Here is a 23,108-nt window from a genome sequence, read left to right on the forward strand (position 1 = left end):
CATTTACCACATTTACCACATTTACCACATTTACCACATTTACCACATTTACCACATTTACCACATTTACCACATTTACCACATTTACCACATTTCATTAAATTTATTTTGGTATTTTTATTAGTGGAGTGTAATGCGTAAATCTGTTATACCCCAGTTTTTTGATTTTTTATAAGACATTGATTATTAAATTAAAAAAAACTTTATATATACTTTTTTTTGATTTTAAGAACCAAATCAATCATTGAATTTCTAAGTTTGATTTAATGCTCATGCAGACTGAATTAAAATATAGGTATGTTGGTTAGTCTGTTTACTAAATATTTGTTTTTTAATTATTTGAGGTAAAAGTGAATAATTTGATTAATAGTTCAGATTCTAAGCAAGAGTTAATGATTGATGGGGATGTATTTTTTTCTATTATTAATAAGAGAAAGGAGGTTGAGTATTTTAAATCAATTGAGGATTTTGAAAATAATTTTTTAATTGAGGATTATGATAGTGGGTTATATAAGGTTAATCAGATGAGTAATATATATGTAAAATATCCTGATTTTAATTGTGAAGGTTGTAATGCTATAAAGTTATGTGATAAAAGTGATATTAATAAAGCAACAGGATATTTAATTAATGGTGTTGCATCTAAATGGGATGAGTTAAGTGAGCCTCAAAAAAAGATTGAGGAGATTAACGTTAATTTTTCTATCGGTAAAGGAATTCCAGTTGCTAATTTAGATATCAAATATAAATCTTGGGTTTTTACAACAGATGATGTCTCTATTTTTAAGCTTTTCGCTAAAAATAGACAGCCTATTGTCTATGTTTCCGATAATGATGATGGTTTTTATATAATTAATAATAATTTTGGAGAAGATATTTTTAAAGTTATGCTTGGCACGCAACCGCCAACAATGAATGAGGATTTATTTATTAGTAGTAATAATCTTCAACATCTTAATGATGAGCATAAATATAAATACCTAATGGAACAGGTAAGTCATTTAAAAAATATTGAAGATGCAAGATTGAACATGATAGGTCAGGAGCCACCAATTGAAGCAACAAAGCAGCTGAACACTGCATTAGTTGTAAGAACACTGTCTCAAATTGAAGAAAAGCCAACTGATTGGATTTGGGAGGGATGGTTAGCTGCTAGAAAAATAACTGTATTAGCCGGTATTGGAGGTTGTGGTAAGACGAATCTCATGCTTTCAATTGCAGCAACAATTTCAGTTGGAGGGGTATTTCCTGATGGCAGTAAATGTGAGAAACCTGGAAAAGTATTAATTTATTCAACAGAAGATGCTGCAGATGATACGCTTAAGCCTCGGATTATGTCCTATGAAGCTAATTTAGATAATATAGCTGTGATGGATGGAGTAGTTGATAGAAAGGGGAAAATTAGGTCGTTTGGGATAGAGGATATAACAGCATTAGAAAACTATGCCAAAGCAAATCCTGAACTTCGGCTTTTAATTATTGATCCTGTCGTAGGGTTGGTACAAGGTGATTTAAATAAAGCCAATACGGTGCGACAAGCGTTAGATCCCTTGAGTAAATTTGCGGAAGATTATAACTGTGCGGTTGTCTGTATTACTCATCTATCTAAAAGTGCAGGTAAAGAGAATATGCCTTTAGTTGAAAGATTTTTAGGATCTCAAGCATTTACAGCAAAAGCAAGAATGGCACTATGTGCTTTAAAAGATGAAAGTGAAGACAATTTTTATTTATCTAGAGTGAAAACGAATACAACTAAACAATCGGATACTCACATGAGATATCGAATTGAATCAGCTACTGTTGGCAAAGGGATAGAAACGTCTAAAACTACTTGGCTTGAACCTTTCATTGGCTCATTTGACACTAAATCAGGTAATAAAAAGGAAAAAGCAACTGAAATTAATAGGGCAAAAAAACTTATATTAGATCTATTATCTAAAAATGAGACTATCGCTTCTAAACACTTGAAATCATTATGTTCGGAAGAAGGTATATCAGATGCCACTTATGGTAGAGCAATCAGAGATATAGGCGCAATAAGCTTTAAAAGAGAGCAAGCGTGGTATTGGAGACTACCTACATAAATAGTAAATTAATAAGATGCAATACATGCAATACATGCAATACATGCAATACATGCAATACATGCAATACATGCAATACATGCAATACATGCACTAATTAATTGGCTTATTGTCTTAGGGGACTTCATATTGATTATAGTCCCCTTAATAATTTCAACTTTTCAACTTTTCAACTTTTCAACTTTTCAACTTTTCAACTTTTCAACTTTCTCAACTTATCTTGAATAGTTTTTTATTTAAACGACAAGACTTGTCGTAATCAGCGTTAAACTTCCTTCTTAATATTTTATATTAAAGTTAAGATGTTGGAATAGAAGGAAAATGAGATAAAAATAGTGTCAATTGCATTTAATGATTCAGAGTTTGCAACAATATTAAAGGAACAACTTCTTCAAGTTGATTCAAAAATTCTATTATATTTGAATAAATTTTACGCGAAAATTTATGTGAGAAAATCTGAAGATGAAAATCCTGGGATTGAATTAGGCAGTGGTGAATTAGGTGAAGAGGTAGTTGCTGCTCTAAAGCCATGGATTACAAAAAAAAGATTGTTAATTCTTGAAAGTACATCTAAGGATTTATCAAATCAGCCATCTTTTGACGAAGCAATACAAGTTACAACCATAACGACAATTAACGCTTGGTTAAAAAAATCAAATGATTTAACCACAGGTAGAAAGGGCGAAGTCTCTCCTGCTACAAAGTTTAAAGTAGCATGTTCTGCTGCATGGAGATGTCAATTTTATGGGTGTGGTATTGATCTAAGAGAGCATTTAAGCCCAAGTATGAGCGGGAACTATAGTTATTTTGCTCATATTGTAGCTTCATCTGAAGATGGGCCAAGGGGTAATCAAGATTCTGAAAAACTTGCAGATGAGCCAACCAATATCATGCTTTTGTGTGATAAGTGTCATCAGTTGATTGATAAAATTGCACCAAATGAGTATGGCATTGAAGATTTGCGTAAGATGCGTGAGGAGAGTGTACAAGAGGTTAATAGACTGTTAAGTTTTTTAAAGTTCCCAGAATATCAAATGATTGTTATTGGTGGCGCAATTGAAGGTCAACCTTTTGTCTTTAATAGCCGGGATGCTGATGAAGCTATGTGGTTGAGAAAAACCCGTAACTCCACAAATATAGAATACTTCCTTAATAATACAGCATATTTTAGCGCATCAAATAATCCATTTTATTGGGCTAGTGCATTTCGATTATTAAGCTCCGATATATCTATGCTGAAAAGAACACTTCAAGGAGTAGCTCAAGATCGACAGCGTAAACCTTTAGCATTATTTCCTTTACATGGCATGTCTATTCTTATCTTAAGTGGTCGGTTGATCGGAGATAGCTATCCCATTATTTTATTTCAGTACCATAGACAACAAATAGAATGTAAAGGCAAACAATGGGCGTGGTCTGAAGTTACTGAACCACAAGAAAATAAATTTGAAGTCATAACTCACAAAGAGAAAGTTGGTGAGGAAAATGAAGCTCTTTTATTGGTGAATATAACTGCAAAAATCCCCGGAACTGAATTACCTGAACAATTATTCAAGGATGAATTTCTTTTGCCAACTATAGAAATAACACTTGATGAGTGTTCTTTTAATGCTATTAGCCATCCTAAAGATTTAGAGCATTTAGGAGAGGCAATTGATAGTGCCTATAAAAAAATTCAAGATGAATGGAGGCTTCAGAAAGTTCACTTAATTATGGTTGCACCAACGACTGCATGTGTACGATTAGGTCAAAAAATGCAGGCTCGCCATCATGCTGATTTTATCTTATATGAACGTAAACCTGGTACTGGTAACAACGGTCCATTTGAGCCTACTATCCAAATTGGTGCAAAAAAAGTTAGTTTAGTTGGAACAGATCAGGAAATAGATATTTCCTAAATTTTACTCAATAAGTATGCTTTGAACTAGAATATGACAATTAAGAAAAAAGAAGTTTTTATCTCAGTGGATGTAGAAACATCAGGCCCTATACCAGGTGATTATGATCTATTGTCAATTGGCATGTGTTTGGTTGATAAACCAACTGTCAATTTCTACTGTGAGTTAAAGCCAATCTCAAACAAGTATGATCCTGAAGCATTATCAGTGACAGGGTTTAACTTAGATGCTTTATTAAGTACAGGGCTATTGGCAAATGTGGCTATGGCTGAGTGCTGTAAGTGGATTGATCAAAATGTTACAGCCAACGAAATACCTATATTTGTTGGTTTTAACGTTGGATTTGATTGGTCATTTATAAACTATTACTTCCATAAATATCTAGGAAATAATCCATTTGGCTATACCTCAGTAGATATTAAATCTATGTATTTTGGCTGTTTTGGTGGTGATTGGTCAGAAACTAAATCAAGTAAAATAGTTGAAGAATTAAAGCCGAATTTTACTAGTAATCATCACGCTTTGCAGGATGCGATATTTCAAGCAGAGTTATTTAATTTAATTTTAGAAGAAGTAAACAGAAGGGGGTGAATTATGGATTTGGTAGCACAAGCGCAGCATCCAACACAAATAGATAGTTGGGAAGTGGTTTTAATGAATATTGTTCAAAAAATTTCATTAACCCCTGCTCAATACGATCTAATAACAGATAGATATAATAATCTACAAGCGATTTTAAATGGAGCTGAAGATGAAATATTAAAAGATGCTCATATTTTTGTGCAAGGTTCGATTGGATTAAAGACAACAATTAAGCCAGCTCCTCAAGCAGAAGGGGATATGGCTAATATTGATGCTGATGCTATTATCTTACTTCCTAACGCACAGAATGTAGATTCAAAAGAAGTATTAGATGCACTAACAAGGCGTTTCGAAGAAGGGACTAGAACTAGTACCCCCATTAAACCTTTGCGTAGAGGCATTAGAATTGTTTATGCAGATGAAAATCCAGGCTTCCACATAGATGTTACACCTTCACGAAATGCACGAGGTAATGGTCAATCAGCTGGTTACGGAAATTTAGAGGTCCCAGATAGAGAGACTGGTTGGAAGTGTAGTACACCTCGTGATTATTCACTGTGGTTAGAAAATTTGGCTAAGCTTGAAATCCAAATTATTCGAAAAATGGCTGGCAACAAAGTTCTTATGGATAGTGCAACTCAAGATCCTTTGCCTTTGTATGAAGACTACGCTGAACATAATCCATTAAGAGCAACTATTAAATTACTAAAAAGACATCGTGATCAGTGGGCATTAAATTCAGAAAGTCCTGAGTATCGACCGATTTCTGCAGTGATAACAACTCTAGCTGCCAAAGCATATGAGAAAGTTTATAAAGAATCACAGGCTCAGGCTCTAAGGCCAATTGAAGCAATTGTAAAAATCATTGCATACATGCCACAGTTTATAACCCAAGTTGATGAAGGCTTTGCTGTATTGAATCCTCAAGATTCAGGTGAAAACTTTGCTGAAAAATGGAATCGTCCAAATGGTGAGGGTGAATCTTATCGAGAAGCATTTTTTGCGTGGCATTCACAAGCTTTAGAAAGTGTATTAATAGGACTTAATGACTTAGGTAATTCAGCATCATTTGAAAATAAACTTATGGAAAGTTTTGGAGTCCCAAGAGCATTTATCAAAGAGCAAATTATAAATGTTCCTGATAAATCATGGACATTACCTGGAAGAAGCTCTCAAATAACGCTCAATGCTCTAGCATTAAATGCCTTAACAGGATCATCTTCATCTGCAGCATCAATTCATACTTCAAATGAACCAGTAGGTCGACTTGGTTAAGATGAAAAAAGTCACTCCAGAAATAAGACAAGGTATAGCATTTTTACACCAATATTTAGGTGAAGATGCTATGTCTTTGCTTAAAGAAACAGACCCAAAAGAAAAGGAGGTGCTGGCGTATGAATTTCTTTTACCTGAGGATTTCTTAGGTGTTTCACGAATACTCAGGATTAGCTTTTGTGAAGGCTTTCCAACAGTTGGCTTGCGTCTACAGATAAGTCCTTCACCTTGGCTCTTATGGCCCCATGCAATGCGACAATCTTTATGTTTGTATGGATTTGGAGAACATCCAGCAGCTAATTCTCCTGAGAGTGTAGTAAATGATGCATTGAAAAGGCTATTAAAGATATTAGAGCTAGTATTGCCTTCCTCTAATATAGAAGAAAGAAACGAGGAATTTTATAGGGAAATAAGTTCTTATTGGAGATTGCAATTAAATTTTAATAACCATCAGCTTGTTGTTTTGGAACATCCCTCAACTAATGGTGAACTTTTTGGACTCACTGATCAAAGGGGAGGAATAAAACGTCATCAAGTTGTATGGTTAGCATCGCAGCAACCAATGATAGAAAAGCATCTTTCTAAAATATTAAACAGGGTAGAGAAAGTATCAGTTTTAGCACCAGTTGCATATTTTATTCGCTTAAATTCTTATCCAACTGTTGAAATTCCTAATTCCAATGAAGTCTTTGAATGGATTGAAAATCATATATCTTCAGTAGATTTTCAGAGGTTATTAGAATGGGATAAAAGAAACAATAGTTATCCTATTAGATGGTTACTATTAGAACTCCCGGATACTGAGCCACCCATTATTCAAGCGATAACTCTTAAACACAAAGGTATCAAAAGTGATAGCCATCAAGTTTATGGTAAACGAGCTGGACGTCGATTACGTAAGCAACAGAATAACGATGTAAGATTGTCGAGTTTGGAACATAGTCCAGTTCATTTGCTAGCAAAAAATGTAATCCATTCAAGAAACATAGAACTATCAAATAATGATATAGCAAATAAAAAAATAGCAGTAATTGGTGCAGGTTCTTTAGGTAGTTCAGTCATTATGCATCTAGTGAGGGCAGGTATTACTAACATCACCATTGTTGATCCTGATAGATTTGAAAGTGCAAATTTAGGAAGACATATTTTAGGGGTAGATGATTTAGGTAAATATAAAACCCAAGCATTAAAAGAGCGAATCCAAAAAGATTTGTCTCATATCACTATTACATCAATTCCACAATATATTCAGTATGAATGTATTAAGAATATTAGCATGCTTGATGAAATGGATGTGGTGGTAATTACAACTGCTGATTGGAATTCAGAAGAGTTTATATGGTTATTGCATGAAGTTAGGCAACCTAAGTGGGCTTTAATCCAAGCTTGGGCTGAGCCTCATGCAATTATAGGGCATGTGCTGATAACTAGACCAAATAGTATTACTGATGGACGCTACTTATTCGATGAGCATGGAAACTTTTTACACCAACATTCAGAATGGAAGGATAATGGGGTCATCCCACTTCCTGGTTGTGGAGAAGCGTTTATCCCTGGTGGTCCTATTGGAATTAATACAATAGCGGCAATAACAGCTCAATCGGTATTTGATGTACTTACTGGAAAAGTAGAATCTGAGACATGGGTTACTAGTATAGGTGATATTGAAAAGATACGTGAATTGAATGGTATGTACGTTGGACCGAATGTACCTGAAGGTTGTAAGCAAATTGTCATTTCCAGAGAGTGGCCAAAGGAGCAGTGTACTAGTGAGCTATGATCTAGCTTGGGAATGGCGATGGAAAACGCTTGATGTTGAATTAAAAGTGTCCACAGAGGTGGTAGACATATTCTTTTCTCATCAACAAAAATTAAAAGAAGATGAGAAAGGCGGGCAGTTATTTATTGATACAAGTATGTCGGATGGTTTATGGCTTGCAGTAGCTACACCTCCACATAATGCTGACCTTTCTGGTCCAACATGGTTGGAACTAGATGCCAATAGGTGTAAGCAGGAGGCTATTGAGTATCAAAATCAAGGGTTAGTTTTGGTAGGATACTGGCATACCCATGCTGAGTTAACCCCTAATTTGTCCCCGCAAGATATAAAAAGCTTTCGTGAATTTTCACGAAAGAATATTAGCTCGTTGCCGAACCCTTTAGCTGTAATTGTTGGTAATGGTAGTAATGGCGATACAATTAGAGCTTGGTCTTTACAAGAAAATGGTTTTATACAAGCTACATTAAACTAATTGGTGTTTAGAAGGGTATCTTTTGTGAAGTTTTCCAAAGATAAAATTGTAATTGATGAATATAAAAAAATTGAGGAAGGTAAAGTATTTAGTGCTTTAGATTTTAGTGTCCATGTAAATGATAAAAAGCTGCAATGGATTTTGAGAGATTATATAAAAAATGGTGATTCCCTCATTCTTTTTCCGAAGGTCTATTACAAGACCAAAAAGAATAGAATGATTCCAAATAGGATTCTCACTCCAGATATACAGAATACTTTAAAAGTCTTATCAAGGCGTACTGGGGAGATGTTTCAAGAACATGGAGGGATATCAGCAAATTATTTAGGTTTAAGTACCCAAGTTCCACAAATAGAGGTTTTTTATACTAATAGAAATTCACGAGAGTTTTTATTTTTTGATTGTACTGTGAGATTAATAAAAACACGTTGTCTCGACGTTTTTCAATATCCTCATGAGAGAGTTGGTTGGGCTGTATCAGCACTTTATTTTCTTGGCCCTAAGGTTGTTGATGTGAAAATGATTAACAAATTAAAAGAATCGTTGGGTGAAGAGGATTTTCAGACATTTTTGAGAGCTAAAAAGCCAAGTTGGATTAATAAACTAATAGATGAATCATAGTTGAGATGTAGAAATAATAACTACTTGGACAACTATTCTTGTTAAGTTGGCTTAGCTTCAGATTCTAATAGATATAATTCATTAATAAGCAGGAACTCTCGATATTGATGAACTAAATTTTCATCTTTTTCACGGTGTGCCCTAGCATTTCGAAAAGCCATATAAGAACCTGTAAATAAATTGATTCTACCTTTTATCTCTGCAGTATCTGGTACATCCCAAGTTAATAGAGCATTTTCACCTTGAAAAACTTGTGCAAACAGCTTCGTACTATGTTCATTTACGCCAGTACGTAGTCGGATAATATCTTCCAGCCGTTTATATGCTTTTGTTAAAGCCGAGTCAGGATCTTGTTTGAAAAGTAGTGCTAGATCAAAAATTCTATCATCAATAATTGAGTAGGGAAGCTCAAGTGGGTAGTAACGTTTTAGATTCGATGTTTTAGTTATTGCATGTTCAAAAGGATAGACATAGTCTTGCAGACGTATAGGGCGAATGATTTTTTCTTTGAAAATAAAGTCGATGTCATTGTCGCTAAGTGATGAATTGTTCAATTTACTCATTAGTTTTAAAGTAACAACTATTTCTTCTGTTTCGATTTGATGTTTATTCAAAATAGTTAAAGCTTTGGCTAACCCTTTGGGTCCTTCGCCTGGATAACCCGAAGTGAAGCCTGAACGGATAATGTAGTAACTATTAGATTTGTCTTTAATTATAAATGCATGGAACTGATTATTGGTTAGTAGTAGAGCATAACTTAGATCTGCATGAGTCTGGAGGAGATTAAAAAGGCTATATAGGCAGGTTTCTGTGACTCCAGCTTCCCCTAAGTAATCAGTATGATAATAGTTTTCGGACTTGAACATTTTTATAAAAATGAAGTAGCTCTTGTTTATAAAATAATGGAGTAAATTTGGGTAAAGATCTAGAACTTATTCTTTTTTTACAAACAGATTTTTTATTGAGTTGAGCTGCCATCACCTCTTCTTCAAACTATTTAAAAACTATGTATTAATAAATAAGTGAAATTTTTGCTATGAAAATGGGGGGACAAGTTTTCACATCTTTGTGCAAAAAATCCATTTACTGCCAAGAAAAAAGCGTTTAAGAAAGAGAAAAATGACATCTGACATACAAGAGCGTCGAAATGAGTAAGATCAAACAAAAATAGAAAAACAACCCGAAATTTTACATTTGTAATAGTCTCCTTATCTGTCCGTTAATATCAGCATGTTCTGTAATATTTACAGTTTCTAAAATGCACAAAATAAAATCACTGAATGTTATTAAAGCACAGTAGTTTATCCATTTACTCTGCATGAAAAGTAAAAATATGTGCAAATTGCCCACATTTAACAATTTAACCTAAATAAATTTAAACGTTAAAAAATTGGCATAGCTCTTGCAATACAGCGCTCAAGAATTTTAATTGAATAGTAGGAGTGTTGAATATGAGCGCGCATGCAGAGTCGCCTTTAACAGAAACACCACTTTCACAACGTAAAGGCTTTTTCCCAATAGCCTTAGTGTTATTTAGTTTTACTTTTTTCACAGGAACTATGTTCGCTGGTGGAAAAATTGGGGTGGCTTTTGAGTTCACTGATATTTTGTGGATTGTAGCCATAGGCAACTTGCTATTAGGAGCTTATGCTGCGACCTTGGGATTTATTTCTGCACGTAGTGGCTTAAATACAGTTCTAATGGGACGTTTCTGCTTTGGCAACTGGGGCAGTAAATTATCAGACTTTATTTTAGGTTTTGCTGAATTAGGCTGGTTTGCTTGGGGAACAGCAACTCTGGCGATTTCACTTGGAAAAATATTAGGATTTTCTGACAGTTTACTCATTCCTTTGATGGTGCTATTTGGACTCGGTTTTTCCATTACAGCAATTGTTGGCTTTAAAGGACTTGAATATCTATCCCGTGTATCGATTCCTTTAATGTTTATTTTGCTCGTTACTTCTATTGTCTTGGCGACCAAAGAAATTGGTGGATGGACTGGTTTAACTAGTGTTCAACCGACAGAAACACTCACATTGGCAACAGCCATTACCATGGTATTTGGTACCTTTGCCAGTGGTGCAACACAAATTACCAATTGGACGCGCATGTCTAAGAGCGGAAAAATCGCGATTTGGGCATGTCTAGTGAGCTTTGTAATTGGTAATGGTCTAATGGTCCTAGCAGGCGCTTGGATGGCAATCGTTTATCAACAACCCGATATTGTAGAGGTCTTAGTCTTACAAGGGTTATCTATTGCTGCAGTAGTGATGCTTTGCCTGAACTTATGGACGATCCAAGGCCCAGCAATCTATAGTGTTTCAACTGCTGCTTGCCATATGGTAAGAAGTGAACGCCGTAAAACCATGGTGCTTGTAGCTGCTGTTGCGGGGATCATTTTAGCTGCTGCTGGTATGTATGAGCTATTGATTCCGTTCTTATTACTCCTTGGCGCAATTATTCCTCCACTTGGTGGTGTGATCATGGCGGATTACTGGATTCGTCATAAAGGAAAATATCCATTATTAGCTGAAGCAAATATTCCTAATTTTAACTGGATTGGTTTGATTGCTTATTTCACAGGCGCAATTGTTGCCTATGTATCACCATGGATTGCACCTATTGTGGGTATTGTGGTGGCATGTACCACTTATAGTGTGTTGAATTATTTATTCCCATTACGTCAGGAATCATCTGTCTTAAATATAGTAGATGCAGTGGAGTAATGCGATGAATATGACCGTTCAAGATATCCTGAATCTACCTTCACTTTACCCACTAAAATTATGTGGTGGAACAGAAAATATTCATCGGCCTGTCCGCTGGTTCTATGTAGCAGAAAATGAAGGAATCGCTGAATGGATTGAGGGTGGAGAGATTGTATTTGTTACGGGAATCAACTATACCCGTGATGAAAATAATCTCTTAGGTTTACTTGAACAGGCATATGAACGAAATGTAGCTGCGCTTGTCATTATGACAGGTCAGGAATATATCCATGAAATTCCACCTAAACTTATTTCACGCGCAAATGAGCTTGGTTTACCGTTAATTGAGCAACCTTACAGTTTGAAGATGGTTGAAGTTACGCATGCGATTGGTACACAGCTAGTTCAGTTTTCTCAAGTCAAAAAATCGAGTGAAGATGTAATCTCTCAATTACTGACAGGGGATTTTCCATCGGTAGAGACAATTCAACTTCGTGCCAAACAGTTAAAAATTAACTTACTTGGACGTCATGTGATTACAGTACTGCGCTTACACAATATTCATGCCTTGTTTCATACCGATACTGATGCTGTGCATGAAAATCATTTTTTCAGAATTAAACAACAGTGTTATGAAGCCTTGGAAAAATGGTCCAAACAGTGGAAGCAGAAAATTCCAGTCATCCGTCAGGGGGATCAGTTTAGTTTGGTACTCAACCTTGATGATCATGATATCGATGCGTGGAAAAAATCACTCATAGAAGTGATCGATCAAATAAGTCAACTTGATAATAACCTTAAAGTCTTTGCAGGGTTATCAAATGAAGTGAATTCTGCAGTGGCATTTCAACGAGGATTTTGGGAAGCATCCCAAGCTCAGGAAATTGCTTTTGAAATGCAGATGAAAAATAGTATTTGCCAATATCGTGATTTGGGGGTGCTAAAACTTTTAAAAGCGATTCCAAACAAAAGCGTATTGCAGCAATTCATGCATGAAACCTTGGGTATTCTCATTAGCGATAAAAAGCATCCATTTGTACTACTCGAAACGTTAGATGCCTGGCTTAAAGAAAATGGCAACTTAAATGATACAGCCAAACGACTTGGTATCCATAGAAACACCTTAAACCAACGGATTCAAAAAATTGAATCACTGACAAATCAGGTCTTAACTGAGGCAAATTTCCGTCTAAATGCTTCAATGGCATTACTGATCTGGCACATGAGTCATTAATTATTTTAAAAGGAACCAACATGAAAATTATCAATGCAGTTTTACGTCAACAAGAAGGGCTATTTAGTATTACTTACAACAATGGCATCTTTGAAGCCATTGAAAAACAGGCTAGTCTCATTCAAACAGTTGATGTAGATACTATCGATGCACAACAACAATTAGTCATGGCTCCTTTAGTTGATCCACACATTCATTTAGATGCTGTACTCACTGCGGGTGAGCCTGAGTGGAATATGTCAGGTACACTCTTTGAAGGGATTGAACGTTGGGGGCAACGTAAAGCCACGATCACTTTTGAAGATACTAAACTACGTGCTTTAAAAACGCTAGATATGCTCATTGAGCATGGTATTCAACATGTGCGTACACATGTCGATGTCACTGATCCAAGCTTAACTGCAATGCGAGCTATGCTTGAAGTTAAAGAAGAAATCAAAGATAAAGTGAATTTGCAGATTGTAGCATTTCCACAAGAAGGTATTGAGTCATTTAAAAATGGTCGTGCTTTAATGGAGGAAGCCGTAAAGCTTGGTGCTGATGTAGTTGGTGGCATTCCACATTTTGAATATACCCGTGAAAAAGGTGTAAGTTCAGTTCATTTCTTGATGGATTTAGCTGAAAAATATAACTGTCTGGTGGATGTACACTGTGATGAGATTGATGATCCAGCATCTCGCTTTTTGGAAGTTTTGGCAGATGAAGCACATGTACGAGGTATGGGGGAACGTGTAACAGCTAGCCATACTACAGCCATGGGATCTTATGACAATGCCTATTGTTACAAGTTATTCCGCTTACTAAAACGTTCTAAAATTAACTTTATTTCGTGCCCTACAGAAAGTATTCATTTGCAAGGAAGATTTGATAGCTATCCAAAGCGCCGAGGTTTGACCCGTGTACCAGAAATTGACCGTGCAGGCATGAATATTTGTTTTGCTCAGGATTCAATTCGTGATCCTTGGTATCCAGTAGGAAACGGTAATATTATTCGTATTCTGGATGCTGGCTTACATATCTGTCATATGCTGGGTTACGGAGACTTACAACGTTGCTTGGATTTTGTTTCAGATAATTCAGCCAAGACTTTATGTTTAGGGGATCAATACGGGATTGAGGTCGGACGTCCTGCCAGTTTTATAATTATGCCGGCTAAAAATGATTATGAAGTTGTTGCTAATCAAGTAAAAGCTATTTTAAGTGTGCGTAATGGTAAAATTATTATGCAAAGACAACAAGAGCAAGTGAGCTTACTTAAAGTCGGAAATCTAGCTACGCCTGCATAACTAAGTAAAAAATTAAAAAACCGATGTTTATACATCGGTTTTTTAATGTTATAGAGCTAATTTACTAAAGTTTTAAAAGCTAAGGGCTTTGTTGCACAAAGATTTGAAATGCAAAGCGCCCCTAATTGAGCCAAATTTAAGGCGTAACTTGGGTAAGTGGTCGACCTAATTCCGTAAATCTGTTGAGGACTGCTACACATGCATGAATCTCATTCACTTGGCTATCAAAACTCCTTGCACTGAGTTTATCTCCTAATAATTTAATGCAGTGCATCTTAGTTTCAACCAAACTTCGCCGATGATAGCCTGACCATTTTTTCCATAGTGTCCTGCCTAAACGTGTAACTGCTCGAAGTAATTCATTTCGCTCCAGCGAGCTACTCTTTGTATCTTTCCATGGTTTCGCATTTTTTCTAAGTGGAATCACCGCATGCGCTTGCCGATCTGCAATGACCTGACGGCATTGCTTGGTGTCATAAGCTCCATCGGTATAAACAGAGTCAATCCGCTCATCTTGTGGAATTTGGTCAAGTAAATCACCAAGTACCTATGCACCACTGAAATTATTGGTTATGAGCTGAATAGCGCGTATTTGAAGGGTTTTAGCATCTATACCATATGTAGTTTACGCCATTGTCGTCGATATTCAGGCCCATGTTTCTTACGTCTCCATTCACCTTCACCTAAAAAACTCAAGCCAGTAGAGTTAATGAGTAGATATAGTCCATCACAAGTTTTTTGATAGCTAATCGCAATATCAATATGCTTTTGTCTTCTGCATATGGTCGAATAATCTGGGGCCGTCCCATTTAAGCCAGAGAGTTTAATCAGACTTTGCACAAAGCCAGTGACCATACGTAAAGACAGACGAAATAAAGATTTAATCATTAAGCAGCATTGGATGGCTGCGTCGGAGTAGGTTTGATTTCGCCCTTGTTTACCTTTTGATGGAGCATACCATTGCGTAGCAGGATCAAACCAAATGGCAATATTTCCGCGATGAATGAGTGCTCGTTTATATGCGGGCTAATTGGTTGTGCGGTAGATTTTATGTGTAGGCTTCTTCATTTGAAAATTATATCGCTGAAAAATCCTTTACAGATAGGTTTGTGCAACAAAGCCATCTTAAACTGAAATAAAGTAAGAATTATCTTAATTTTATAGGATAATGAAGTGGATTATACACACTTCGTATTTACAAGATATTTAATCTACACTTTATCCTACATCTACTTAAATATAAAATAATTTAATATTACAAAGGAAATATTTAGATAAAAGTTTAATCTTTAGACTTCTATTTTAGATGTCTTGTAATAATCTCGATTTTTGGGTCTTATAAATCAAAACGTAATATTTTTCATTTCAAAAGAAGATCACATATTTTCTTTTTTCCAGGTTTGTAAATCATGAATGTTCCAGTCGCTTTAACACCTGAGTTATTCAACCAATTAACAGCCGTCGTTGGAGAAGGCCGCATTAAAGTAGATGCGGATAGCCTTCAAAACTGGGGTCGAGACCATACTAAACATTTCGATCCAAATCCCTCAATCATCATTTTTCCCTCTAGCACGGAACAGGTGCAGCAGATTGTTAAACTGGCGAATCAATTTAATATTGCGATTACGCCATCTGGTGGACGTACTGGTTTATCTGCTGGTGCAGTAGCTGCGAACGGTGAAATTGTAGTCAGTATGGATAAGATGAACCAGATCCTTGAGTTCTTTCCTGCAGATCGTATGGTACGTGTTCAAGCAGGTGTGGTGACTGAACAATTACAGAATTATGCTTCCGATCAGGGTGTGTATTATCCAGTCGACTTTGCTTCTTCGGGTTCTTCGCAAATTGGTGGCAACATTGGCACCAATGCAGGCGGAATCAAAGTCATTAAGTATGGTATGACGCGTAATTGGGTACTTGGTTTGACTGTTGTGACAGGTAAAGGTGACATTCTTCATCTGAATAAAGGTATGATCAAGAATGCGACTGGTTATGCGCTTCAACATTTATTCATTGGTAGTGAAGGGACTTTAGGTTTGGTCACTGAAGCTGAAATCAAGTTTGAGCGTCAACCGCATGACTTGCAAGTTTTTGTACTTGGTGTATCTAACTTTGATGCGCTTATGCCAGTATTAAATGCTTTTCAGAGCAAAATTGATTTAACTGCATTTGAGTTTTTTAGTGAACTGGCCATGCAGAAAGTACTAGATCATGGTCACGTGCAACGTCCATTTGATACCGCTTGTCCGTTCTATATTTTACTAGAATTTGAAGCGCCATTTGAACCGATTATGGATGCTGCGATGGAAACCTTCGAGCACTGCATGGAAAAGGGGTGGGTGCTGGATGGTGTGATGAGTCAAAGCTTGGAACAAGTGCAGAGTCTATGGCGTTTGCGTGAAGATATTTCTGAATCAATTGCCCCGTTCATACCATATAAGAATGATATTTCAGTTCTTATTACTCATGTTCCTGCATTTATCAAAGAAATTGATACTATTGTTGCGGAAAATTATCCCGATTTTGATATTTGTTGGTATGGTCATATTGGTGATGGTAATTTGCACTTGAATATCTTAAAACCTGCTGAACTCAATAAAGATGAATTCTTTGCCAAATGTCAGGTGGTAAATAAATATGTGTTTGAAACTGTGAAAAAATATGACGGTTCGATTTCTGCGGAACACGGGGTCGGTATGACTAAAAAGCCTTACCTCGATTACACCCGTTCTGAAGAAGAAATTGGTTATATGAAAGCTCTGAAGCAAGTATTTGATCCAAATGGTATAATGAATCCAGGTAAGTTATTTGATTTATAAACACCTCTAGATACTTGGCTATATAAAATTTCATAAGTATGAAATACTTTTAATAAATAGCTATATTTTAGGTAATTTAATGATATAAAAAACGCATTAAAATGCGTTTTTTATATTTTAAAATAATTAAATTTTATTATGAATAAAAGGGAATACTATTTATTTTTTAATATTAAACACACTTCGTAAATTTAAAAGCCATATTTGTGTGATTGATTAAACAATAGCTTTTCTTCATTTTAATTATCTTTATCAAGGATGGTCGAAATGAAAAGAATTTTGTTTTCTCTTAGTTTAGCTTCATTGCTTTTTAGTTCTAACAGTTTCGCTGAAAACTTAAGCTGGGGAGATCGTAATCTTCAAGAAGGGCAATTTAAAATCTCAGGAGCGGTGCGTACTCGCTTTTTGCACAAAGATTATGCTGATCAAGCGCTACAAGGATCTAAGAATGATGATTGGAAGCTTGCAGATATCAAGCTTGTGCTGGGGTATGAAAATCCGAACTGGATCGCTTCGATAGACACACGTTGTTATCAATATGAGTCTTTGTGTGATGCAGTATTCTTAAAAGATGCTTGGGCAGGTTATAAATTTAATGAAGAACAGCGTTTAACGGCTGGCTTACAGTTCGTAGATTTTGGTTATGACCGTTTATGGGGTAATAGTTATTATGAAACTATTCTAAATACCGTAGGCTTGGAAGATATTCAAAACTTAGGAATTAAATATCGCTTTAAAAATGATGATTATCATGTTGCACTCGGTTTTTATCCAAGAGATGGTGGTAATTATAAGGGAACCTCAAAAGACTCAAGTCGCTATTCTGGAAACTTTGTGCAAGCAGATAATTTAAATGAAGGAACAGATATTGAAGAAAAAAATATGTGGATTGGACGAGCTTCCAAAAAAATTAATTTAAATGCTGATGCTTCTTTAAAAACTGAAATAGGGGGTACTTATTGGTATTCCGATTTGGAAAATAAAAGAACTCAGCTTGATGGTACACGCGATGCCTGGAGTGTATTTGCATTAACTGAATTAAATGCATGGCAATGGCTATTTGTCACAGGTGCGCAAGATATTAAAAATGCTGATGATCTACACCCGAAATATTCAACTATTGGGGCATTTGATTTTCCCTATCAAGTAGCAAATAAGGCTAAATTTGTGGTGAATGAATTAAGCTATGTTATAGATAAGCCAGTGTTTAAACTGGAAAATATCAAACCTTACATTTCCTACAGTCAATTTTTAAAAGATGAAGCAGGTTTTAAAGATTCAGAACGTCTAATGACTGGTGTTTATTTCAATTATAAATCGATTGGCGTACAAGGTGAATATATTTGGAGTAAGAATGATCCAATGACAGGTGGCAGTAGTAAGGCTTTGGCACAAGGTGACAGTAATCAGTGGAATCAGATGTTCTATGTATCTTTAGGATATTATTTTTAAAAAATAATATGTTAGTTTAAAAAATCGCTCATATTGAATGGGCGATTTTTTATCATAAAAAAACTTTTTCAGTGTGTGTGGTCATGTTATCTACAGGGGTGATTAATTCACCTCGATTTAGCTTTTGAGTTAAATATAATCGGTTGGATAATTCGTGCTGAATAAATAAAATACAAGTTTGTAATTTTGATGAAGTTTTTAAGCGTGAGGGATAAACTGCCCAAATGTCAGCATCTTGCCAATATTCAGGTAGAATATGCTGCAATTGTCCCGAGAGCAGTTCATCTGCTACATCCCATACAGAACGTAAAATAATACCTTGTCCATCGATTGCAAGCTGATGAATAATTTCACCATTATTGGAAACGAAACGTGGTCGAACATGGGTCACGGTATCTTCATTTTTATGTCTTAGTTTGAGTAAAACAGAGGATTGATCACGCTCACTAATAGTTAAGCAGTCATGATGTTGTAAGTCTTCAATTGTTTCAGGAATGCCATTTTTGAGTAAATAGCTAGGTGAGGCGCATAAAATACGGAAGTTTGAAGCTAACTTCTTTGCAATCATGTTTGGCGCAATTTCATTGCCAATTCGAATATCCAGATCAATGCTGTGTTGAATCAAGTCTTTGGTATTATCAATCGTATTGAAATGAAGGGTGAGTTTCGGATACAGATTCAGTAATTTAGACAGAATGGGTGCAACATGTTTGCGACCAAATCCGAAACTACTCACGATATCTAAGTGCCCGGTCGGAGTACCTGAAGGATTATTAAGCAATTCACTCAGGTCATCAAACTCATTTAATATATGCGTTATTTTTTCCAGAATTAATTTGCCATCTTCTGTAAGGCTAACATGTCTAGTACTTCTATGAAAAAGTTTACAGTTTAAATTCGTCTCCAAAATATTAATCCGCTTACTTACGTAAGCAGGAGACGAACCCAACTCTTCTGCAGATTCGACAAAACTTCGACGCTTCGCTACAACACAAAAAACTTTAAAATCCGATAAGTTAGGTAGATTATTCACGATCCGTGTCCATAAGCCTGATGGTTTGAATATTGATCATTTTATCTGAAACGATCATGTTAGTGACTTAGCAGGATATTCACTAACAAAGTCAAAGGATAGTATGGCTAAAGTATATAAGATTGCCGCCATAGCAGGCGATGGGATTGGTTTAGAAGTTCTACCAGAAGGTATCAAGGTTGTAAAGGCTGCTACGAAAAAGTATGGAATTGAGCTTCAATTAGATAACTTTGATTGGGCAAGCTGCGATTACTATCTTGAACATGGCAAGATGATGCCAGATGATTGGTTCGAAACTTTAAAGCAATACGATGCCATTTTTTTCGGCGCTGTTGGATGGCCCGATAAAGTACCTGACCATATTTCTCTATGGGGCTCTTTATTACAATTTCGTCGTCGTTTTGATCAATATGTCAATTTACGTCCAGTGCGTTTAATGCCTGGTGTGAAGTCTCCACTAGCAGATAAAAAACCAGGTGATATTGATTTCTTCGTGGTGCGTGAAAACAGCGAAGGCGAATATTCTGCGATGGGTGGAAAAGCATTTGAAGGAACAGACCGTGAGTTCGTCGTGCAAGAAGCAGTGTTTACTCGTCATGGTGTTGATCGAATTTTGAAGTATGCCTTTGAAATGGCAAAGACGCGTAAAGCAAAAAAAATTACTGCAGCCACTAAATCAAATGGACTGGCAGTGAGTATGCCTTATTGGGATAGTCGTGTTGATGAAATGGCAAAACAATATCCCGAGGTAAAAGCAGATAAACAACACGTTGATATTTTAGCAGCTCGTTTTGTCCTGCAACCTGAGCGTTTCGATATTGTTGTGGCATCTAATTTATTCGGTGACATTCTGTCTGATCTAGGTCCCGCATGTACAGGAACGATTGGTTTGGCAGCATCTGCAAACTTAAATCCAGAACGTGATTTTCCGTCTTTATTTGAACCTGTTCATGGTTCAGCTCCCGATATTTTCGGTCAAAAAATAGCGAATCCAATTGCTACAATTTGGTCTGGTGCAATGATGCTTGAATTTTTGGGTAATGGCGAACAAGCATTTGAAGATGCAAGTAAGGATATTATGCAAGCTATTGAATATGTATTGGTAAATGGGCCAAAAACAACAGATGTAGGTGGAATGGCTAAAACACATGAAGTAGGAGATGCGATTGCCTCATTAATTAACAAAAAATGATGGACTGATCGATCATGGAATAAATATCCACTTTGAACGGATTTATTGATATGGAAAATCAAAAAACAAAAGTTCATACAGATAAAGTACTGGCATCTATTAGTTTACTTGTCGTCTTTATTTCTGTAGTTGGACTGGCTATATACTCGCAAGCGTCGATTCATTTGGCAGAAAAGATGATGTTTTGGGCAACATCATTATTTACAACACCTGTTTTATTATTTGGATTCTTGTCCATTATTTTCACTTTAATTTTAGCTTTTAGTAAATATGGCAAAATTAAAATGGGTGAAGGCAAACCTGAATATAGCACAATGTCTTGGATTTTTATGTTCATTTTATCGGGCATTGGCTCTTCAAGTCTGTATTGGGGCTTTTTGGATTGGGCATATTATTACCAGTCGCCTGGTTTAGGCTTAACTCCAGAATCTGCAGAAGCATTAAAATATAGTGTGGCCTATTCATTCTTTCATTCAGGCGCGAGCGCATGGGCCATTTATGCACTGGCTTCAGTGTCGTTATGTTATAGCTTTCATGTGCGTAAGAATAAAGGTCTCAGTCTGGCCTCCATTATTGAAGCTGTTACAGGCTTTAAAGCCACAGGTTTTGTAGGACGTCTGGTCGATCTATTGTTCTTGCTGTGTATGTTTGGTGCATTGACGATTTCATTGGTACTAACCGCGGTTACTTTTACCAATATTTTGTCCCTGTTGACGGGAATCCCGAATACCTTTACCACAAAAGTGATTATCATTTTGGCGGTATCGGTGGTGTTTGCGTTGAGTTCTTATGTCGGTATGGAAAATGGTATGAAGCGTTTAAGCAGCATGGTCTGTTTAGGTGTGGTGCTGTTTGCTGTATACGTACTAGTTTTTGGTCCAACCCAATTTATTTTAAATAATTCTTTGATGAGTTTTGGCTTGATGGCCACCAATTTTGTCGATATGAGTTTATTTACTGACCCGATGGGAGATGGAAAGTTTACTCGTGAATGGACCGTATTTTATTGGCTATGGTGGATTTCATATGCACCGGGTGTGGCACTGTTTGTGACTCGTGTATCTAAAGGCCGTACCATTAAAGAAATTATTTTAGCGATGATCGTGGGCGGCAGCGTCGGCTTGTGGTTTGTCTTTGGTGTGTTTGAAAACTTCAGTGTTTACAACTTTATTCATGGTGCTGTGAATGTGCCACAGATTTTAAGCCAGCAAGGTGGTGAAGTTGCGATTGGCCAGTTATTAAGCTTATTGCCTGCCGGTCAATTAATGATGTGGATTTTCCTTGGCATTATGGTGATCTTTTTGGCAGCACATATGGATGCCGTCGGTTATGCCGTTACTGCAACCTGTACACGTGGCCTACAGGAAGGACAGGATCCTTCACCGAAAGCACGTTTATTTTGGTGTGTGATGTTGACACTGGTGCCAATTGCGATGATTTTTTCTAAAGCTCCGCTAGACACCATGAAAACGGCGACCATTATAACTGCCTTGCCCTTTATCGTGATTATTTTAATTCAGACCTATGGCTTAATTAAATGGTTGATTGAAGACTATTCTAAAATTCCTTCACATTTGATTGAGCAAAAAAGCTTTGAGGAAACTGAGTCAACTTCGGAACATAAAGACAGTCGTAATGTATCCATCGAAGTGTTAAAACCCGCAGAGTTGGTACGTAAAAATATTGAAAGAGGTAATGCGTCATGACTGAAATCAATACAGCGTATGTTCTGAGCGAAGAAATGCAACGTCTGGTGTATTGGAGCAGTGTTTATAGTGCAGCAGATACTGATTTAGACTCATGTCGAGCAGCCTATGATGCGATGTGCCTGCATTACACATTACCTAGGGATGGTCGTATTGATATTCAAGATTACGATCTTGAACATGAAAACCATAAGCTTGGTATCCGTTTATATCAACCTAAAGCGGTGACAGCACCTGTAACAGGCTGGCCGTGTGTGCTGTATTTTCATGGCGGGGGCTTTGTAGTCGGTGGTTTAGATTCACATGAGTTTTTACTCAGCTCTATTTGCCGAGACCTGAACATTGCTGTGTTGTGTGTCGACTATCGTTTGGCGCCAGAACATCATTTTCCAGCAGCACACGATGATTGTAAATTTTCTTATACCTGGTTAAGAGAACATGCTGCGCTGTGGAATATTGATGCCAACAATATCATTATTGCAGGTGATAGTGCGGGGGGCAATTTGGCAGCAGCGCTAACCGTGGCTTTACAACATACAGGACAACAGGCCAAAGGTTTGGTCATGGTTTATCCGATGTTGAGCACTCGTTTTGATTTGCCCGCTTATCGTTTGCATGCGAATGCTCCTTTATTAACACGGGCAGATTGTGAGTATTACTTACGCGAATATGCACCCGATCAATCGCAATGGAATGATCTGCGTTTAGCGCCATTATTAGCTGATGATTTTTCAGATATGCCAGAAACTTTTATTGCGGTGGCTGAATTTGATCCTGTTGCAGATGATGGCAAATATTTTGCTGAAAAACTGGCACAGGCTGGTATTAATCAACATTTTCATATCGCTAAAGGGATATTGCATGGTGGATTACGTTTAATGCGTGATTGTCCTGAAGTGCAACAGCTTTATCAGCAAATGCTGAAAGCGATACAACAGATGATTCACAAGGTTTAGACCTAATTTA

General features: G+C 36.5%; 17 protein-coding genes and 1 pseudogene. 15 read left to right on the plus strand and 3 right to left on the minus strand.

What is annotated here, in order from left to right; genetic code table 11:
• Positions 1 to 350: 350 nt before the first annotated feature.
• The 7 genes from F897_RS06475 to F897_RS06505 all read left to right on the plus strand — a co-directional run bounded on the left by F897_RS06475 (position 351) and on the right by F897_RS06505 (position 8,712).
• Positions 351 to 2,084, plus strand: coding sequence for an AAA family ATPase (locus tag F897_RS06475; RefSeq protein ID WP_005234357.1), 1,734 nt, complete (start codon positions 351 to 353; stop codon positions 2,082 to 2,084).
• Positions 2,085 to 2,419: 335 nt separating this feature from the next.
• Complete coding sequence (locus F897_RS06480; protein ID WP_005234359.1) at positions 2,420 to 3,982, plus strand: SAVED domain-containing protein; 1,563 nt, start codon at positions 2,420 to 2,422, stop codon at positions 3,980 to 3,982.
• A gap of 33 nt (positions 3,983 to 4,015) precedes the next feature.
• A complete protein-coding gene (locus F897_RS06485) occupies positions 4,016 to 4,573 on the plus strand; it encodes a 3'-5' exonuclease (protein ID WP_005234361.1) in 558 nt (185 codons plus the stop codon).
• Between the two features lie 3 nt (positions 4,574 to 4,576).
• A complete protein-coding gene (locus F897_RS06490) occupies positions 4,577 to 5,839 on the plus strand; it encodes a nucleotidyltransferase domain-containing protein (protein WP_005234363.1) in 1,263 nt (420 codons plus the stop codon).
• A gap of 1 nt (position 5,840) precedes the next feature.
• On the plus strand, positions 5,841 to 7,619 hold the full coding sequence (locus F897_RS06495; protein WP_005234365.1) for a HesA/MoeB/ThiF family protein: 1,779 nt from the start codon (positions 5,841 to 5,843) through the stop codon (positions 7,617 to 7,619).
• On the plus strand, positions 7,609 to 8,091 hold the full coding sequence (locus F897_RS06500; RefSeq protein WP_005234367.1) for a Mov34/MPN/PAD-1 family protein: 483 nt from the start codon (positions 7,609 to 7,611) through the stop codon (positions 8,089 to 8,091). Before F897_RS06495 ends, F897_RS06500 begins: the two co-directional genes overlap by 11 nt.
• 24 nt (positions 8,092 to 8,115) lie before the next feature.
• Positions 8,116 to 8,712, plus strand: a complete 597-nt coding sequence (locus F897_RS06505) for a DUF6088 family protein (protein WP_005234369.1) — start codon at positions 8,116 to 8,118, stop codon at positions 8,710 to 8,712.
• 41 nt (positions 8,713 to 8,753) lie between these two features.
• Here the strand turns inward: F897_RS06505 and F897_RS06510 are convergent, their stop codons facing one another.
• The gene (locus tag F897_RS06510; RefSeq protein WP_005234380.1) at positions 8,754 to 9,578 is read right to left on the minus strand and encodes a TIGR02391 family protein; all 825 of its coding nucleotides are present in this window, start codon (positions 9,576 to 9,578) and stop codon (positions 8,754 to 8,756) included.
• A gap of 585 nt (positions 9,579 to 10,163) precedes the next feature.
• On the opposite strand from F897_RS06510, the gene codB reads away from it, so the two are divergent.
• Genes codB through codA form a run of 3 tightly spaced genes read left to right on the plus strand, consistent with a single transcriptional unit; the run spans position 10,164 to position 13,940 of the window.
• Positions 10,164 to 11,438, plus strand: coding sequence for a cytosine permease (gene codB / locus F897_RS06515; protein WP_004730473.1), 1,275 nt, complete (start codon positions 10,164 to 10,166; stop codon positions 11,436 to 11,438).
• Between the two features lie 4 nt (positions 11,439 to 11,442).
• Positions 11,443 to 12,654: a PucR family transcriptional regulator gene (locus F897_RS06520; protein WP_004730472.1), complete on the plus strand. Its 1,212-nt coding sequence runs from the start codon at positions 11,443 to 11,445 to the stop codon at positions 12,652 to 12,654.
• Positions 12,655 to 12,674: 20 nt separating this feature from the next.
• Positions 12,675 to 13,940 (plus strand): cytosine deaminase, encoded by a 1,266-nt coding sequence (gene codA / locus F897_RS06525; protein WP_004730470.1) that lies wholly within the window; start codon positions 12,675 to 12,677, stop codon positions 13,938 to 13,940.
• 136 nt (positions 13,941 to 14,076) lie between these two features.
• Here codA and F897_RS06530 read toward each other — a convergent pair.
• Positions 14,077 to 15,008 (minus strand): annotated as a pseudogene (locus F897_RS06530) (IS5 family transposase).
• Between the two features lie 341 nt (positions 15,009 to 15,349).
• On the opposite strand from F897_RS06530, the gene F897_RS06535 reads away from it, so the two are divergent.
• Both F897_RS06535 and F897_RS06540 read left to right on the plus strand, forming a co-directional pair.
• Positions 15,350 to 16,759, plus strand: coding sequence for an FAD-binding oxidoreductase (locus F897_RS06535; protein ID WP_005234386.1), 1,410 nt, complete (start codon positions 15,350 to 15,352; stop codon positions 16,757 to 16,759).
• A 267-nt stretch (positions 16,760 to 17,026) separates the two neighbouring features.
• Positions 17,027 to 18,211, plus strand: coding sequence for a porin (locus F897_RS06540; protein ID WP_005234391.1), 1,185 nt, complete (start codon positions 17,027 to 17,029; stop codon positions 18,209 to 18,211).
• A gap of 52 nt (positions 18,212 to 18,263) precedes the next feature.
• Here the strand turns inward: F897_RS06540 and F897_RS06545 are convergent, their stop codons facing one another.
• Positions 18,264 to 19,244, minus strand: a complete 981-nt coding sequence (locus F897_RS06545; protein ID WP_005234393.1) for a LysR family transcriptional regulator — start codon at positions 19,242 to 19,244, stop codon at positions 18,264 to 18,266.
• Positions 19,245 to 19,347: 103 nt separating this feature from the next.
• On the opposite strand from F897_RS06545, the gene F897_RS06550 reads away from it, so the two are divergent.
• Genes F897_RS06550 through F897_RS06560 form a run of 3 tightly spaced genes read left to right on the plus strand, consistent with a single transcriptional unit; the run spans position 19,348 to position 23,098 of the window.
• Positions 19,348 to 20,436: a tartrate dehydrogenase gene (locus F897_RS06550; RefSeq protein ID WP_005234396.1), complete on the plus strand. Its 1,089-nt coding sequence runs from the start codon at positions 19,348 to 19,350 to the stop codon at positions 20,434 to 20,436.
• Between the two features lie 44 nt (positions 20,437 to 20,480).
• Positions 20,481 to 22,142, plus strand: coding sequence for a BCCT family transporter (locus F897_RS06555; RefSeq protein ID WP_171065456.1), 1,662 nt, complete (start codon positions 20,481 to 20,483; stop codon positions 22,140 to 22,142).
• Positions 22,139 to 23,098, plus strand: coding sequence for an alpha/beta hydrolase (locus tag F897_RS06560; protein WP_005234400.1), 960 nt, complete (start codon positions 22,139 to 22,141; stop codon positions 23,096 to 23,098). Before F897_RS06555 ends, F897_RS06560 begins: the two co-directional genes overlap by 4 nt.
• Positions 23,099 to 23,108 lie beyond the last annotated feature (10 nt).

The sequence above is a fragment of the Acinetobacter variabilis genome (assembly GCF_000369625.1).
Lineage (GTDB): Bacteria > Pseudomonadota > Gammaproteobacteria > Pseudomonadales > Moraxellaceae > Acinetobacter > Acinetobacter variabilis.